Raw genomic sequence first — 15,579 nt, forward strand, 5'->3', positions numbered from 1 at the left:
AATGGAACGTTTAAAAGATTTCATCGGCAGCTTCATGCTGACCGAGCTGATCAAAGGGATGGCGCTGACGGGCAAGTATATGTTCTCGCGCAAGATCACCGTGCAGTACCCGGAAGAGAAGACCCCGATGTCGCCTCGCTTCCGCGGCCTGCACGCGCTGCGCCGCTATCCGAATGGCGAAGAGCGCTGCATCGCCTGCAAACTGTGCGAAGCGGTGTGCCCGGCGATGGCCATCACCATCGAATCGGAACAGCGTGATGACGGCTCGCGCCGCACCACCCGTTACGACATCGACCTGACCAAGTGCATCTTCTGCGGTTTCTGCGAAGAGTCGTGCCCGGTTGATTCGATCGTTGAAACGCATGTGCTGGAATACCACGGCGAAAAACGCGGCGATCTGTACTACACGAAAGAGATGCTGCTGGCCGTAGGCGATCGTTATGAGAATGAGATCGCCGCAGCCCGCGCAGCGGACGCTCCATATCGCTGACGTCATGCGGGCCAAGTGCAAGCGCGGCCCGCTACAGCGATTTGATCAACAAACTGTACGTCTCTTGGGTTAGTTATGGAATTTAAAACTGCTTTGTTCTACGCCTTCTCAGCCATCATGGTATTGGCTGCGACGCGCGTTATCACGGCCCGCAATCCCGTGCACGCCGCACTGTTCCTGGTGCTGTCGTTCTTCTCGGCGGCCGGCATCTGGATGCTGCTGGAAGCCGAGTTCCTGGCCATCGTGCTGGTGCTGGTCTACGTCGGCGCCGTGATGGTGCTGTTCCTGTTCGTGGTGATGATGCTGGACATCGACACCGACAAGCTGCGCGAAAACTTCTGGGGTTATCTGCCAGTCGCTTCGTTTGTCGGCGTGATCATCGTGCTGGAAATGGCCGCCGTGCTGTGGCGCTCCTTCCTGTCGTTCGACCAGCAGGCAGTCAATGCCGGCAACATCGGCGGCACCAAGGAACTGGGCCTGCTGATCTACACCAAATACATCTACGGCTTTGAAATCGCCGCCGCCATCCTGCTGGTCGCGATCATTGCAGCCGTGGCGCTGACCCTGCGCAAGCGCAAGGACACCAAACATTTCGACCCAGCCGACGCCGTGCGCGTCAAGCGCAATGACCGTCTGAAGATCGTCAAGATCGATCCGGTCACCAATCGTGGCGCGGCCGAAGCAGAAGTTAAGGAGGCACCATGACTTTATCCCTGGCTCACTACCTCGTCCTGGGCGCGATCCTGTTCGCGATCTCGATCGTTGGTATTTTCCTGAACCGCAAGAACATCATCATCCTGCTGATGGCCATCGAACTGATGCTGCTGGCAGTGAACATGAACTTCATCGCGTTCTCGCATTACCTCGGTGATGCGGCAGGGCAGATCTTTGTCTTCTTTATCCTGACCGTGGCGGCCGCCGAATCGGCAATCGGCCTCGCGATCCTGGTGGTTCTGTTCCGTAATCTGGACACCATCAACGTGGAAGACCTGGACAGCCTGAAGGGCTAATTTAAACCTCTCGAAAAATAACGATCAAGGTTCATCATGGCGGTTACACTTAACCCTAATCTCCTGCTAGTCGTACCACTGGCGCCCTTGGCGGGCGCTGCGGTGGCGGGCTTGTTGGGAACTAAATTCTTTGGCAACGTGGTCGGTCGCAAGACCTCGACCGCGGCGACCATCCTGGGCGTGCTGGTGGCATTCATCATTTCGGCGATGACGCTGAACGATGTCATCAACGGCGCCACCTTCAACGGCACCATCTACAACTGGATGACGGTGGCCGGCATGAAGATGGAAGTAGGCTTCCAGATCGATTCGCTGTCGGCGATGATGATGTGCGTGGTGACCTTCGTGTCGCTGATGGTGCACATCTACACCATCGGCTACATGGCGGAAGACGAAGGCTACAACCGCTTCTTCTCCTACATCTCGCTGTTCACCTTCTCCATGCTGATGCTGGTGATGTCGAACAACTTCCTGCAACTGTTCTTCGGCTGGGAAGCCGTGGGTCTGGTGTCCTATCTGCTGATCGGCTTCTGGTACACCCGTCCTACCGCGATCTTCGCCAACATGAAGGCCTTCCTGGTCAACCGTGTGGGTGACTTCGGCTTCATCCTGGGCATCGGCCTGCTGCTGGCTTACGCCGGTTCGATGAACTACCAGGAAGTGTTCGCCAAGCGCGAAGCGCTGGCGCTGCTGACCCTGCCGGGCACCGACTGGATGCTGCTGTCGGTTGCCTGCATCTGCCTGTTCATCGGCGCGATGGGTAAATCGGCGCAGTTCCCGCTGCACGTGTGGCTGCCTGACTCGATGGAAGGCCCAACCCCGATTTCGGCACTGATTCACGCGGCAACCATGGTTACCGCAGGTATCTTCATGGTGTCGCGCATGTCGCCGCTGTTCGAGCTGTCGGACACCGCGCTGTCCTTCATCATCGTGATCGGTTCGATCACCGCGCTGTTCATGGGCTTCCTGGGCATCATCCAGAACGACATCAAGCGTGTGGTTGCTTACTCGACCCTGTCGCAGCTGGGCTACATGACCGTGGCGCTGGGCTGCTCGGCTTACTCGGTGGCCGTGTTCCACCTGATGACCCACGCGTTCTTCAAGGCACTGCTGTTCCTGGGCGCTGGTTCGGTCATCATCGGCATGCACCACGACCAGGACATCCGCAACATGGGCGGCCTGCGCAAGTACATGCCGATCACCTGGATCACCTCGCTGCTGGGCTCGCTGGCCCTGATCGGTACGCCGTTCTTCTCGGGCTTCTACTCGAAAGACTCGATCATCGAAGCCGTGGCAGAGACCCACATCGCTGGCGCCGGCTTCGCACACTTCGCCGTACTGGCTGGCGTGTTCGTGACCGCGTTCTACTCGTTCCGTATGTACTTCCTGGTGTTCCACGGTAAGGAGCGCTTCGGCCAGGCCCACGCGCACGGCCACGACGATCATCACGCCAAGCATGACGATCACCACGCTCACGACTCCGACGCGCATCACGAAGAAGAGGAAGACGATCACGGCCACCACGGCCTGGCCCCAGGCCAGAAACCGCACGAGTCGCCATTCGTGGTCTGGTTCCCGCTGGTTGCCCTGGCGATCCCGTCGGTCATCATCGGCGCCCTGGCGATCGGTCCCATGCTGTTCGGCGACTTCTTCAAAGGCGTGATCTTTGTTGGTGAAAACCACCACGCGATGGAAGAGCTGGCACACGAGTTCCACGGCCCTGTGGCCATGGCGATCCACTCGCTGACCTCGCTGCCGCTGTGGCTGGCGATCGCTGGCGTGGCGTCGTCGTACTACTGCTACATGATCAACCCACGCGTACCGGCCTGGTTCTACGACAAGTTCAAGTTCCTGCACACCCTGCTGGACAACAAGTACTACATGGACAAGTTCAACGAAGCGGTATTCGCAGCCGGCGCGCGCCTGCTGGGTAACGGTTTGTGGAACGTGGGCGACAAGACCCTGATCGACGGCCTGCTGGTGAACGGCAGCGCCAAACTGGTCGGCTGGTTCTCGACGCTGACCCGCCTGGCGCAGACTGGTTACATCTACCACTATGCGTTCGTCATGATCCTCGGCATTCTGGGGTTCCTGGTCTACTTCCTGCCGTTTTGGCACGCTTAATTAGCTGATACGCAAAGAGATAACGATAACCATGATGCAGTCAACCATATCTACACTACCTCCGTACCTGAGCCTGGCGATCTGGCTCCCGATTATTTTCGGTCTGATCGTCCTGGCGGTAGGGCGCGACAGCAACGCCGGCTTTACCCGCGTGCTGACCCTGATCGGCTCCATCGTCAGCTTCGGCGCGACGATCCCGCTGATCACCAATTTTGACAATGCCGCCCACGGCATGCAGTTCGTCGAGAAAGCGGCCTGGATCGAGCGCTTCAACATCTGGTACGCGCTGGGCATCGACGGCCTGTCGCTGTGGTTCATTCCGCTGACCGCCTTCATCACCATCATCGTGGTGATCTCGGCCTGGCAAGTGATCCAGAACCGCGTGGCCCAGTACATGGGCGCCTTCCTGATCCTGTCCGGCATCATGATCGGCGTGTTCGCGGCCACCGACGGCCTGCTGTTCTACTTCTTCTTTGAAGCGACCCTGATCCCGATGTACATCATCATCGGTATCTGGGGCGGCGAGAACCGCGTGTATGCGTCGTTCAAGTTCTTCCTGTACACCTTCTTCGGCTCGCTGCTGACGCTGGTCGCCATCGTCTACCTGTACAACGTGACCGGTAGCTGGGACATCCTGCACTGGCACAAAACGCCGCTGACGATGAAAGAGCAGATCTTCATCTTCCTGGCCTTCTTCATGGCGTTTGCCGTGAAAGTGCCGATGTTCCCGGTCCACACCTGGCTGCCGGACGTCCACGTGGAAGCGCCGACCGGCGGTTCCGCCGTGCTGGCCGCGATCATGCTGAAACTGGGCGCGTACGGCTTCATCCGTTTCTCGCTGCCGATCACCCCGGACGCCTCGCACTACCTGTCGGGCTTTGTGATCACCCTGTCGCTGATCGCCGTGATCTACGTCGGCCTGGTGGCGCTGGTGCAGAAAGACATGAAAAAGCTGGTCGCCTACTCGTCGATCGCGCACATGGGCTTCGTCACCCTGGGCTTCTTCATGTTCAACGCCATGGCAGTGCAGGGCGCCATCATGCAGATGATCTCGCACGGCTTCGTGTCGGGCGCGATGTTCCTGTGCATCGGCGTGCTGTACGACCAGGCGCACTCGCGCCAGATCGCCGACTACGGTGGTGTGGTCAACAAGATGCCCAAGTTCGCCGCCTTCTTCATCCTGTTCTCGATGGCCAACTGCGGCCTGCCGGCGACCTCCGGTTTCGTCGGCGAGTTCATGGTGATCCTGGGCGCCACCCAGTACAACTTCTGGATTGGCCTGCTGGCGGCGACCGCCCTGATCTTCGGCGCGGCGTACTCGCTGTGGATGGCCAAGCGCGTCATCTTCGGCAAAGTGGCCAACCACCACGTGGCCGAGCTGGTAGACCTGAACGGCCGTGAATTCTTCATGCTGGGCATTCTGGCAGTCGCCACGCTGTACATGGGCCTGTACCCAGCGCCATTCACCGACACGATGCAAACCTCGGTCGCTGACCTGCTGGCGCACGTCGCCCATAGCAAGCTGCCTTAAGTAGAACGGAAACACATACATGACTACACCTATTCCACAAGAGGCGATCAACCTGGTCCCGGCGTATGCCGAGGTCGCGGTGACGATCTGCGCTTCCGCCATTCTGCTGATCGACATGTTCCTGTCCAAGGCGCAGCGTTCGATCACCTACGTGCTGTCCCTGCTGACGCTGTTGATTTGCGCCGGCATCAGCTATGCTGACTTCGCTTCGGGCGCGACCACCTATACCTTCCACGGTATGTTCGTGTCGGACCCGATGGCCAACCTGCTGAAACTGTTCACCTACCTGACCATGGGTATGACGCTGGTGTATTCGCGCCAGTACGCCGATGACCGCGGCATGCTGAGCGGTAACCTGGGCGGCGAGTTCTACGTGCTGGCGCTGTTCGCCATGCTGGGCCAGCTGATCATGATCTCGGGCTCGAACTTCCTGTCGATCTACCTGGGCGTGGAACTGATGTCGCTGTCGCTGTACGCGCTGGTGGCCATGCGCCGCGACAACGTGCGTGCGACCGAAGCGGCGATGAAGTACTTCGTGCTGGGCGCGCTGGCTTCCGGTTTCCTGCTGTACGGCATGTCGATGCTGTACGGCGCGACCGGCACGCTGGATATCCGCGGCGTTTCGGCCGCTGTGGCGGCCGGCACCATCAAGCCGACCATCCTGGTGTTCGGCATCGTGTTCCTGGTGGCTGGCCTGGCCTTCAAACTGGGCGCCGTGCCATTCCACATGTGGGTGCCGGACGTCTACGACGGTTCGCCTACCGCCGTGACCCTGCTGCTGGGCGGCGCACCGAAGATCGCCACCTTCGCGATCTGCATCCGCCTGCTGGTGGAAGGCCTGCTGCCGATGGCGTTCGACTGGCAGCAAATGCTGCTGGTGCTGGCCGTGCTGTCGCTGGCCGTCGGCAACCTCACCGCCATCGCGCAGACCAACATCAAGCGTATGCTGGCTTACTCGACCATCGCCCAGATCGGCTTCGTGCTGCTGGGCCTGCTGTCGGGCGTGGCCGGCACCACCGACCGCACCGGCATCGCCGCCGCCTACAGCGGCGCCATGTACTACGTGATCACCTACGTGCTGACCACCGTTGGCACCTTCGGCACCCTGATGTTGCTGTCGCGCGCCGGTTTCGACGCCGACAACATCAGCGACTTCAAGGGCCTGAGCAAGCGTAGCGGCTGGTTCGCGGTGGTGATGACCATCCTGCTGTTCTCGCTGGCCGGCGTGCCGCCGATGATGGGCTTTGCCGCCAAGTTCGCTGTGCTGAACTCGGTGCTGGGCACCGGCCAGATCTGGCTGACCGTGTTCGCGGTGATGTTCTCGCTGATCGGCGCGTTCTACTACCTGCGCGTGATCAAGCACATCTGGTTCGATGAGCCGGAAGACAGCTCGCCGCTCGCCGCATACGGCGACGTCAAGCTGGTGCTGAGCCTGAACGGCCTGGCCATCGTGGCCCTGGGCGTTCTGCCTGGCCCGTTGCTGGCAGCTTGCCTGTCGGCCATCAAGGTAACCTTGGCGACCTGATGGACATCTCCACCGCCGGCTGGTTGGTGATCGCGATCGCTATCGCGGCCGCCAACCTGCCGTTCTTCAACGACAAGCTGTTCGCCGTCGTGCCGGCCAAATGGGCGCCCAAGCCGCTGTTCATCCGGCTGCTGGAAATGACGGCGCTCTACCTTGTCGTTGGCGCGGTGGGCTTTGCGCTGGAAACCCAGATCGGCGCACGCTTCCCCCAAGGCTGGGAGTTCTACGCGATCTCCGGCTGCATGTTCCTGGTCCTCGGCTTTCCCGGTTTCATCCTCCGCTACCTGCGCAAGGCCCACGGCTGATACACTATCGTTCTTCAACGATGTGGAGCAGCAATGGACAATCTCAAAGAAACGCAGGTCGACGGTGAGCTGGTCTACGCAGGCCATTTCCTCAAGGTCCAACGCGACACCATCCAACTCCCCGACGGCAAGCGTACCGCGCGCGAATACATCCTGCATCCCGGTGCGGTGGTGATTTTGCCGCTGCTGGATGACGGCACGGTGCTGATGGAGCGCCAGTACCGCTATCCGCTGCGCGACGTGTTCATCGAATTCCCGGCCGGGAAGATCGACAAGGGCGAAGATCCGCTGGTGGCCGCCAAGCGCGAGCTGGAGGAAGAAACCGGCTACACCGGCGGCGATTGGCAATTCGTCACCACCATCCATAATGCGATCGCGTACTCGGACGAGCACCTCGACCTGTACCTGGCGCGCGGCCTGAAAGCCGGCGCCGCCAGGCTGGATGAAGGCGAATTCCTGGAAACCTTCACCGCCACCATCGACGAACTGCTGCAATGGGTACGCGAAGGGAAAATCACCGACGTGAAAACCGTGATCGGCGTGTTCTGGCTGGATAAGCTGCGTTCGGGTGACTGGAAGCTATGAAACCCGCCGTCGCTCTCGCCGGTTTGCTCGCCTTCGGTGGCGTGCAGGCGGCGGAGCGCACGCCGTTCCAGATCCGCTGCGAGGATACAATCAGCAAGACCGTGTCCGTGCTGTCGTCTCATCAGAATGGTTTTACGATCAACAACCAGCTGCCTTACCACGCCCTGACCGCGAAAGCGGGCCATATGGACAACCGCATGGAGACGCTGGGCCTGACCGTGACCAAGGGGCTGTACAAGGCCAAGCTGGGCGGGCCGGTGTTGCAGGACGCGGCCAGCGGCTATGAGTGCATCGCGCCCAGGGTGGAGATTACGCTCAATTATTCACCGGTGCTGATCTACGTCGGCAACGAGTTCCCGCCGGGTACTTGCGCCTACAACGAAATCCTGGCGCACGAGCAGCGCCACCTGAAAGCTTATATGGAGAATCTGGCACGGGTGGAGAAAGTGGTGACGGATGCCTTGAACAAGCGCTTCACCGGACAGCCGCTGTATGCGCCATCCGGCACCGCCATGTCGGCGCTGGAGCATGAGATCAACGGCACCTGGTTTCCCTTCATCCGCGACGAATTCGAGAAGGGCAGGATCGAGCAGGCCAGGATCGATGCGCCGGAAGAATACGCCCGGCTGGGCAAAGTATGTAACGGCGAGATCGCGCGCATCGTCGCGCGACGCCGCAGATAAAGAGAGTTATGACGAAATATTTTGCATTGCTGCCGGCCGCCGGCGTCGGCGCGCGCATGGCGGCGAATGGGCCGAAACAGTATCTGAGCGTGGGCGGCAAGCCGATGCTGCGGCATGCGGTGGACGCATTCCGCGCATCGCCGCTGGTCGCCCACACCTATGTGGTGGTCAGCCCGGAAGACGGCGTGATTGATTCCGTGCTGCCGGCGGATCTGGATGGCGTGACCGTCCTGCGCTGCGGTGGCGCCACACGCATGGACTCCGTGCTGAACGGCCTGCGCGCGCTGGACGGCCAGCTCGCGGATGGCGACATGGTCATGGTCCACGACGCCGCGCGTCCCGGCCTGACGCCCGCTTTGATCGCCCGGTTGATTGAAGGGGTAGGTGACGACCCTGCCGGCGGCCTGCTGGCCTTGCCGGTGGTCGACACCATGAAGCGCAGCGCACCGGGCGCGGAAGGCGTGAGCGTCAGCGCCGCCACCGTGCCGCGCAACGGCCTGTGGTCGGCGCAAACACCGCAGATGTTCAGCTACGCGCTGCTGCTGCGTGCGCTGGGCAGCGCACCCGACGCCAACGCCATCACCGACGACGCCAGCGCGGTCGAAATGCTGGGCTATGCCCCGCGCCTGATCGAAGGCCATCCACGCAATTTGAAAGTAACGCTGCCGGCAGACATCCGCATCGCCGAGATGTACCTGGCTGAAAAGGAAGACTAACCATGACCAAACTCCCATTCCGCATCGGCCAGGGCTACGACTGCCACGCACTGGTGGAAGGCCGCAAACTGATCATCGGCGGCGTCGACATCCCGCACCACGTCGGCTTGCTGGGCCACTCGGACGCCGACGTGCTGCTGCACGCCATTACCGATTCGATCCTGGGCGCCGCCGCGTTGGGCGACATCGGCAAGCACTTCCCCGACACCGATCCCGAGTTCAAAGGCGCCGATTCGCGCAAGCTGCTGAGGGAAGCGGCCAAGCGCGTGGTGGCGACTGGTTACAGCATCGGCAACGTCGACTGCACCATCATCGCCCAGCGTCCGAAGATGGCGCCCCACATCATGACCATGCGCGCCAACATCGCGGAAGACCTGGGCGTCGACATCAGCCAGGTCAACGTCAAAGCCAAGACCAATGAAAAGCTGGGCTACCTCGGCCGCGAAGAAGGCATCGCCGCCGAATCCATCGCGATGCTGATATCCTCGTAAAACAGCGTCGCTTCGTTCCCCAACACAGCGATCGCAGTGCTGCGTGGCACGGAGGGATGGTCACGTAGAAAATCCTCAAGCGCATTGCCTGCCAGTAGGCAGTCAAACATCCGCTTAATCGGCACCAAAGTGTCCTTGAAAACTGGCATGCCGCCGAGGATGTCTGTTTCCATTTGTATTTGTGGAACACGCGACTTCATCAAAGCCAATATCTCGGGATTGAATGGATCGGTTGGTCGAGTGCGCGGAGGAACGACTTTGCCTTTGAAGCGCACTATGGGGCCAATCGCGTAGCAAAGATCCAATTCCGGACAGTCTTCATCAAACACAATGTTGTCCGACGCCAGTGGCATCACAGGCTCCCATTTACTGGGCTGTATGCAGTATTCGTTTTTCCCAACGGCTGGCTTTCCTGAACGAGATGATTCGAATTCCATAGTTGTCCTCTGTGTGTGCGATCGACACCTCAAAGCCTTGAAAGTATCCGAGCGTAATAAATCGGCGCTCATTGTAATGGTAGCGAGTGTCCTCATAAGTCACCTGACTCCACTCCAACACGCTATGCGCATCGGCGAAATCCAAGCCATGCAGGCGCAGGTTAGCTTTGCGCTTGGTTTCGTCCCACGTGTAGATAGTCATTTCAGTTTAGCGGCTTAAGGATGTCCTTCAAGCGGTACTGAAAAAAAGAGCAGGCCGGAGACATCGCTGCGATATCCTCCGTCTGCTGTTGACTCATCCTTTAGCTTGGATCAAAGGTGCTTCACTTATTTTGCCAGGCCGGTCCCGGCGGCGGCCTTCCTGGAATTCGTCCAGTCTCTGCTACCATGACGGCTTTAAGGAGAGATGATGGCGCGTGACGCGTACGCTTATCGGCAGCTGGCGGTGGAGTCGGTGGAGTGGAATGGCCGGGTGGAGATTCACCCCGTGTCCGGCCAGGCCTATGCGACCGACTTGCCAGTGCAATGCTCGCGCCGTCTGAGCGACACCAGCATCTACCCGCTCGGCACCATCTTTCTGGTCAACGCAAAGCTGACGGACCGCATGGGCGGCCCGCAGTACCTGTACGTCTGGCACGGCGACGAGATCAAGGTCTTGTCGGACGCCGAGGCCGATGTCTTCCTCGGCGCTTACCGGCGCGTACGGCTTTAATGCACGGCGTGTAATTTCACCGCTGGCTTCTCGCCATCGCGCGCCCAGCGCAGTGCGACCGAAGCCATGGCCAGCGCCAGCACGCCACCCACCACCATCGCGCTCGACACGCCCAGATGATCGACCGCCAGCCCGCCCACCAGCGCACCGCTGGACAGGCCAATCTGCGCGGTGGTGACGAACACCGCGCCGCCGCTCTCCATCGCATGCGGCGCGGCCTGGAAGATCCAGGTTTGTACCGACATCGGCATCATGCCAAACGCAATCCCCCAGATAATCACCAGCAGCGCGGCGCCGATCAGGCCGGTGCCCAGCAAAGGCAGTGCCAGCGTCGACAGGCCCATCACCACGCCGGTGGCGATCAAGCCGGCCCGCACGCTGCGCGCCAGGATTTTGCCGGCGATGACGTTACCCGCCAAGCCCGCCGCGCCATACACCAGCAGCAGAATGCTGATGGTTTTGGCATCCAGCTGCGCGACTTGGGCGAGGAAAGGCGTGATGTAGGTGTAGGCGGCGAACTGGCCGACAAAAATCAGCAGGGTGATGAAGATGCCGAGCCGCGCTTTCGGCACGCGCAGCAGTTCCGGCAACTGGCTGACGGTGATCGATTGCTTCGCCGGCAGCGATGGCAGCAGACGCATTTGCGTCAGCATCACCAGCAATGCCACCACGGCGCCGGCGTGGAAGGCGACGCGCCAGCCGAACAGTTCACCCACCAGCGCACCGGCAGGCACGCCGGCCACGGTGCCGATCGACACGCCGGCGAAAATCATCGACAGCGCTTTCGGTTCCGAGCCCGGCGGCACCAGGCGCGAGCTGAGCGCCGGCCCCAGCGCCCAGAAGCCGCCCACACCGACGCCCAGCAGCGCGCGGCCGAACAGCACCAGCGGGAAGGAATGCGAGAGGGCCACGATCAGGTTGGACAGCAGCATGGTGGCGGTCAGGCCCCACAGCACGTAGCGGCGGTCGGTGCGGCCGATGCCGACGGTGACCAGAATCGCGGCAACGGCGGCCACCAGGCCCGGTACGGTGACCATCATGCCGGCCACGCCTTCGGTCACGCCAAGTTCGGCGGCGACGGCGGGCAGCAGGCCGACCGGCAGGAATTCAGTGGTCACCAGCGCGAAGGCGCCGATGGCGATGGAGAGCACGCCCGGCCAGGGAGAGCGGGCGGGGGCGGCTGGTAGCTCAGCTGGCTGGGTGGCCTGCGGCGCGGCTTGGGTGTTGTTTTGCATGACGAAATCCTTTGAGCGGTAAAAATGCTTGAGTTTTTTACTGGTCGGTTCATAATGTCGTCTGCGAGATGCTTTGTCAATGAATTTTTAACCGAACGGTATGAAAGAGCGAAAAATAGGCCGCCCGCGCACCTTTGATGCGGACAATGCGCTGGAAAAGGCCATGAAAGTATTCTGGGAGAAAGGTTACGAAGGCAGTTCGCTGCCGGAGTTGACCGAAGCCATGGGCATGAATCGGCCCAGTTTGTATGCCGTGTTCGGCAACAAGGAGAACCTGTTCCGGCTGGCGCTGGAGCGTTATGGCGCCACCCACGATCCGCTGTTCGACGCCGCGCTGGGGTTGAGGACGGCGCGCGAGGTGGTCGAGCATTTCTTGCGCGGTAACGCCAATGCCCAGACCGAGGAAGAGGCGCCGCACGGTTGCCTGGTCATCAACGGCGCACTGGCGTGCAGCGACGACGCGCTGCCTATCCGCAATTCCCTGATCGAAAGGCGGGCGGCGGCCGAGGTGCGGCTGCGCGAACGTTTCGAACGGGCCAAGCAAGAGGGCGATCTGCCGGCTGATTTCTGTGCCAGCCAGATGGCGCGCTACGTCATGACGGTTTCCAATGGCATGGCGGTGCAAGCGGCCGCTGGCGCCACCCGCAAGCAGCTACAGGAAGTCGTGGACCAGGTACTGCGCGGCTGGCCTGCATAGGCGTTGCATTTAGATCACATTATTTGTCAATTTGAAATTTATGTTGTAATTTTGAAATTTGCGGGTAGAATGAATTCACCGAACTCATTCTCAGGAAAGCCCGCCATGAAAACCGCCCGTCTGATTCAAGCAGCAGCCATCGCCGCCGTATTCGCTAGCGGCGCCGCCTCGGCCAGCACCAATATCATTGTCAACGGTGGCTTCGAGAGCTATCCGACGCTGAGCGTGCCGGATGGCGGCTACCTCAAGGTGTCGGCCGGCGACACCGGCATCACGGGTTGGACTGTCGGCGGCGATTCCGTCGACCTGATCCTGCACAACTATGGTTCCGTGACCGACACCAGCGTCGATATGCTGGGCACGCCAGGTCCGGGTGTGTTGTCGCAGTCGTTCAACTACGCCGCCAACACCACTTACACGCTGTCGTTCGACGTCAGCCGCAATCCGTATGGCAGCTACACCGCCGTGCAAGTGGATGTGAACGGCATCAGCAATGTGTACGTGGGCACGGGCACGCCGACCACTTACAGCTTCTCCTTCACCACCGGCGCGACCGCCGGCTCGCAGCTGCTGACCTTTAGCAGCGTGGGTGGCGACGGCTACTCCGGCGCGGTGCTGGACAATGTCAGCCTGGCCGCTGCCGTCCCGGAGCCGGAAACCTACGCCATGCTGCTGGCCGGCCTTGGCCTGGTTGGTTTCGCGGCCCGCCGCAAGAAGCAGGCTTAATCGGTGGTGCCGTCGTCGTCATCGTCCTCGGTGTCGGCGGCGCCGTTCTTGACGGTTTGCGTGCGGGCGTCGTCGACGGCCGCTTTCAGCTTGCCGGCGTTGGTCATGAACTGGTCGACGCTGTGATCCTCACTATGCCGCACTTCCGGCGGCAGCAGCACTGACATATAAAGCTCGTCCGCCGCGCGGCCGGTGCTTTGCAGGTTGGCCATGACCATCAATCCCGAACCCGCCAGCAGCATCACGGTCGCCGTGATGAGGAAGCGGCGCGGATGGTGCGGCTTGATGGTGAGCAGGTGGAAGAACACCATGCCGCAGGCGATCGCCAGCGTCACCAGATTGCCGTAGCGCGTCAGCGATTCGGCCGACCACGCATACGCCAGCACCGAGCTGCCGGCGCGCCACAAGCCCACCGTCGCCAATGCGCTGCCCAGAATGAACAAATGCCGTCCCATGCGCGCATGGCTGCCGAACAGGCGGTTGGCCAGCGCCCACACGCCAGCCCACAGCAAGCCGGCCGCCAGGCTGGACGCCAGCACCAGCAGGTAACGGATCAGCGCGAATGGCTCGACGTCCGACAGCCACGTCTCAAGACAGGAGAACACGGCGATCAGCACCAGGCCGATGGTGGCCGGCGTCGCGCCTTCCCAGCCGTGCATGGTGGTGTCGGCGATTTCCGGCGCCACCGGGAAGTCGTACGGCCGCACCCGCAGGCGCGTGTGGCCGAGGCGCACCACGGTGTTGCCGTCCAGCGTGATGCTGCTTTGGCGGCGGCCCTTGTAGACCGTGCCGTTCTTGCTGCCGAGGTCGCGCAGCACCACTTGATTGTGCTCGTCCGCTTCCACCACCGCGTGGCTGGCGGCGCTGTGGGCGTCGTCGAGGATGACTTCGTTGTCGTAGCTGCGGCCGATGCGGATCGGCAGTTGCGCTACCTTGTGACGGTGCAGCACGTCGCCATTGCGGGCGAGGATTTCGACGAAGTAGGGGGCTTTCATTTCGCGCCTCCTTTCTTCGGCTTCTGCTGCGCCAGCGACAGCGATTCGAGGAACACGCGCGACAGGCGCAGACCGTTTTCATACGAGACGCCGCGCGCGTCGAGCCGGCTCTGCAAGCTCATCAAACCCTGGTCGGTGCTGGCGGTCAGCAGCGCGAAATCGTACAGGCCGGCGAATTTGCGGTAGGCGCGCACGCACAGCACGGCGCGCAGCGGCAGGTCTTTGTTCTTGACGAAGTCTTCGGTGCAGTTGGGGCCGGTCAGGCGCGCGTCCTTGTTGCTGCCAAAGTGTTCATTCTTGAAGGAGGCGCTGGCCAGCTGGGCGAAGCGCAGCTTGTCGAGATTGACGCCGCGCAGGAACTGGTGGCGGATACTGATCTGACCGGTTTGCAGCGAGCCGCTGACGAAGATGGCCGATTCCATCGCGCAGCTGGCGTCGTCCACCGTGAACGGCTTGTCGGCCTTGACATTGGAGCGGCCCCAGCAGCGCATCTGTTCCGATTCGCGCACCGGCACCTGATACGGCCCCATCGGTTTCAGGCTTAGCGGGCTGGATAGCAGCTGGTTGACCATGGCGGACTGGTGAGTCAGCAACTGGCCCGCCACCACGGCGGTGAAATCGGTCGGCGCCTTGGCCTGGGCTTCGACTTTTTTCAGCAAGTCTTGCGCGTAGCGGGCCGGCACCAGGAAGCTGACCAGTTCGCCATCGAGGCGCTTGGAGACGTTGACCCCGGCCACCGAGCCGTCGGCCGTCACGCTGGGCCCGCCGCTCATGCCGGAGTTGATCGGGCCGGTGAACATCAGCTGGTCGTAGAAACTGCGCGTGATGACGCCGTTGTAGGCGCCTTCGGAAATGGCGAAGCCGAGGTCGAGCGGGTTGCCCATCGAGTACAGGTACTGGCCCTGGGTCAGGCGCGCCAGCTGTTCCGGCATCTTGAAGAAGCCGGTGCCGTTGCGGTTGACGCGCAGCACCGCCAGGTCGTGCAGCACGTCGACCGCCAGCAGTTCCACATTGCCGCGCTGGCCGCCGGTGTCCACCCATTCGCCGACGTAGGTGTCGGGATCGAGCGCGAATTGCGAGACCACGTGGTAATTGGTCAGCACCAGGTTGCTGGTGCCGATCAGGAAGCCAGAGCCGACCGAGGATTGCGTGCGGCCGCTTTTCAGCAGCGAGCGCACTTGCAGGATGTCGTTCTTGGCGGCGGCGTACAGGTGCTGGGCGGCGCTGGACGGCGGCGGCAGCGGGGCGGTGTCGGCATTGGCATCGGCGCTGCTGGCGCCAACGCCGGCGCCGGGCGTGCCGGCCTGCGCCGGCGCT

General features: G+C 61.6%; 19 protein-coding genes. 14 read left to right on the plus strand and 5 right to left on the minus strand.

Features of this window, described 5'->3' with window-relative positions; translation table 11 throughout:
- The first annotated feature begins 1 nt into the window (after window position 1).
- From nuoI to ispF, 11 genes are all read left to right on the plus strand, one after another.
- Window positions 2-490: an NADH-quinone oxidoreductase subunit NuoI gene (nuoI, locus tag GM676_RS20390; protein ID WP_020702142.1), complete on the plus strand. Its 489-nt coding sequence runs from the start codon at window positions 2-4 to the stop codon at window positions 488-490.
- A gap of 75 nt (window positions 491-565) precedes the next feature.
- The gene (locus GM676_RS20395) at window positions 566-1,195 is read left to right on the plus strand and encodes an NADH-quinone oxidoreductase subunit J (protein ID WP_155465721.1); all 630 of its coding nucleotides are present in this window, start codon (window positions 566-568) and stop codon (window positions 1,193-1,195) included.
- Complete coding sequence (gene nuoK / locus GM676_RS20400) at window positions 1,192-1,500, plus strand: NADH-quinone oxidoreductase subunit NuoK (RefSeq protein ID WP_072780604.1); 309 nt, start codon at window positions 1,192-1,194, stop codon at window positions 1,498-1,500. Before GM676_RS20395 ends, nuoK begins: the two co-directional genes overlap by 4 nt.
- A 36-nt stretch (window positions 1,501-1,536) precedes the next feature.
- Complete coding sequence (nuoL, locus tag GM676_RS20405) at window positions 1,537-3,624, plus strand: NADH-quinone oxidoreductase subunit L (protein ID WP_155465722.1); 2,088 nt, start codon at window positions 1,537-1,539, stop codon at window positions 3,622-3,624.
- A gap of 31 nt (window positions 3,625-3,655) precedes the next feature.
- Window positions 3,656-5,155: an NADH-quinone oxidoreductase subunit M gene (locus GM676_RS20410; protein WP_155465723.1), complete on the plus strand. Its 1,500-nt coding sequence runs from the start codon at window positions 3,656-3,658 to the stop codon at window positions 5,153-5,155.
- Between the two features lie 19 nt (window positions 5,156-5,174).
- The gene (nuoN, locus tag GM676_RS20415) at window positions 5,175-6,680 is read left to right on the plus strand and encodes an NADH-quinone oxidoreductase subunit NuoN (RefSeq protein ID WP_155465724.1); all 1,506 of its coding nucleotides are present in this window, start codon (window positions 5,175-5,177) and stop codon (window positions 6,678-6,680) included.
- Window positions 6,680-6,985: a DUF2818 family protein gene (locus GM676_RS20420; protein WP_155465725.1), complete on the plus strand. Its 306-nt coding sequence runs from the start codon at window positions 6,680-6,682 to the stop codon at window positions 6,983-6,985. The genes nuoN and GM676_RS20420 overlap by 1 nt, the downstream gene beginning before the upstream one ends.
- 33 nt (window positions 6,986-7,018) lie before the next feature.
- Window positions 7,019-7,570, plus strand: coding sequence for an NUDIX domain-containing protein (locus tag GM676_RS20425; RefSeq protein WP_155465726.1), 552 nt, complete (start codon window positions 7,019-7,021; stop codon window positions 7,568-7,570).
- Window positions 7,567-8,253 carry a hypothetical protein gene (locus GM676_RS20430; protein ID WP_155465727.1) on the plus strand — a complete coding sequence of 229 codons (687 nt, stop codon included), beginning with the start codon at window positions 7,567-7,569 and terminating at the stop codon, window positions 8,251-8,253. Before GM676_RS20425 ends, GM676_RS20430 begins: the two co-directional genes overlap by 4 nt.
- 8 nt (window positions 8,254-8,261) lie before the next feature.
- The gene (gene ispD / locus GM676_RS20435) at window positions 8,262-8,969 is read left to right on the plus strand and encodes a 2-C-methyl-D-erythritol 4-phosphate cytidylyltransferase (protein WP_155465728.1); all 708 of its coding nucleotides are present in this window, start codon (window positions 8,262-8,264) and stop codon (window positions 8,967-8,969) included.
- Between the two features lie 2 nt (window positions 8,970-8,971).
- The gene (gene ispF / locus GM676_RS20440) at window positions 8,972-9,460 is read left to right on the plus strand and encodes a 2-C-methyl-D-erythritol 2,4-cyclodiphosphate synthase (protein WP_155465729.1); all 489 of its coding nucleotides are present in this window, start codon (window positions 8,972-8,974) and stop codon (window positions 9,458-9,460) included.
- Here ispF and GM676_RS31865 read toward each other — a convergent pair.
- Together GM676_RS31865 and GM676_RS20450 are read right to left on the minus strand one after the other, a co-directional pair.
- Entirely contained in the window at window positions 9,400-9,897 is a 498-nt protein-coding gene (locus GM676_RS31865) for a DUF433 domain-containing protein (protein ID WP_229262789.1), read from the minus strand. The two genes, ispF and GM676_RS31865, sit on opposite strands and share 61 nt — an antisense overlap.
- On the minus strand, window positions 9,827-10,099 hold the full coding sequence (locus tag GM676_RS20450; RefSeq protein ID WP_155465730.1) for a BrnT family toxin: 273 nt from the start codon (window positions 10,097-10,099) through the stop codon (window positions 9,827-9,829). Before GM676_RS20450 ends, GM676_RS31865 begins: the two co-directional genes overlap by 71 nt.
- Before the next feature lie 207 nt (window positions 10,100-10,306).
- Between GM676_RS20450 and GM676_RS20455 the strand changes: the two genes are divergently transcribed.
- Window positions 10,307-10,609 carry a hypothetical protein gene (locus tag GM676_RS20455; RefSeq protein ID WP_155465731.1) on the plus strand — a complete coding sequence of 101 codons (303 nt, stop codon included), beginning with the start codon at window positions 10,307-10,309 and terminating at the stop codon, window positions 10,607-10,609.
- Here GM676_RS20455 and GM676_RS20460 read toward each other — a convergent pair.
- Window positions 10,606-11,844 carry an MFS transporter gene (locus tag GM676_RS20460; RefSeq protein WP_155465732.1) on the minus strand — a complete coding sequence of 413 codons (1,239 nt, stop codon included), beginning with the start codon at window positions 11,842-11,844 and terminating at the stop codon, window positions 10,606-10,608. The genes GM676_RS20455 and GM676_RS20460 overlap by 4 nt on opposite strands.
- A gap of 163 nt (window positions 11,845-12,007) precedes the next feature.
- Here GM676_RS20460 and GM676_RS20465 point away from each other — a divergent pair, with 163 nt between their 5' ends.
- Window positions 12,008-12,541: a TetR/AcrR family transcriptional regulator gene (locus tag GM676_RS20465; protein ID WP_371866316.1), complete on the plus strand. Its 534-nt coding sequence runs from the start codon at window positions 12,008-12,010 to the stop codon at window positions 12,539-12,541.
- 105 nt (window positions 12,542-12,646) lie between these two features.
- Window positions 12,647-13,267 carry an FxDxF family PEP-CTERM protein gene (locus tag GM676_RS20470; protein WP_155465734.1) on the plus strand — a complete coding sequence of 207 codons (621 nt, stop codon included), beginning with the start codon at window positions 12,647-12,649 and terminating at the stop codon, window positions 13,265-13,267.
- On the opposite strand, the gene GM676_RS20475 is transcribed toward GM676_RS20470, so the two are convergent.
- Window positions 13,264-14,262, minus strand: coding sequence for an FHA domain-containing protein (locus GM676_RS20475; protein WP_155465735.1), 999 nt, complete (start codon window positions 14,260-14,262; stop codon window positions 13,264-13,266). The two genes, GM676_RS20470 and GM676_RS20475, sit on opposite strands and share 4 nt — an antisense overlap.
- Window positions 14,259-15,579 (minus strand): S1 family peptidase (locus tag GM676_RS20480; RefSeq protein WP_155465736.1); only part of this gene is annotated, 1,321 nt, incomplete at its 5' end. The genes GM676_RS20480 and GM676_RS20475, both read right to left, overlap by 4 nt.

Origin of the sequence: Duganella radicis, assembly GCF_009720825.1 — a bacterium.
In the GTDB taxonomy this organism is placed as follows: Bacteria; Pseudomonadota; Gammaproteobacteria; order Burkholderiales; family Burkholderiaceae_D; genus Rugamonas; species Rugamonas radicis.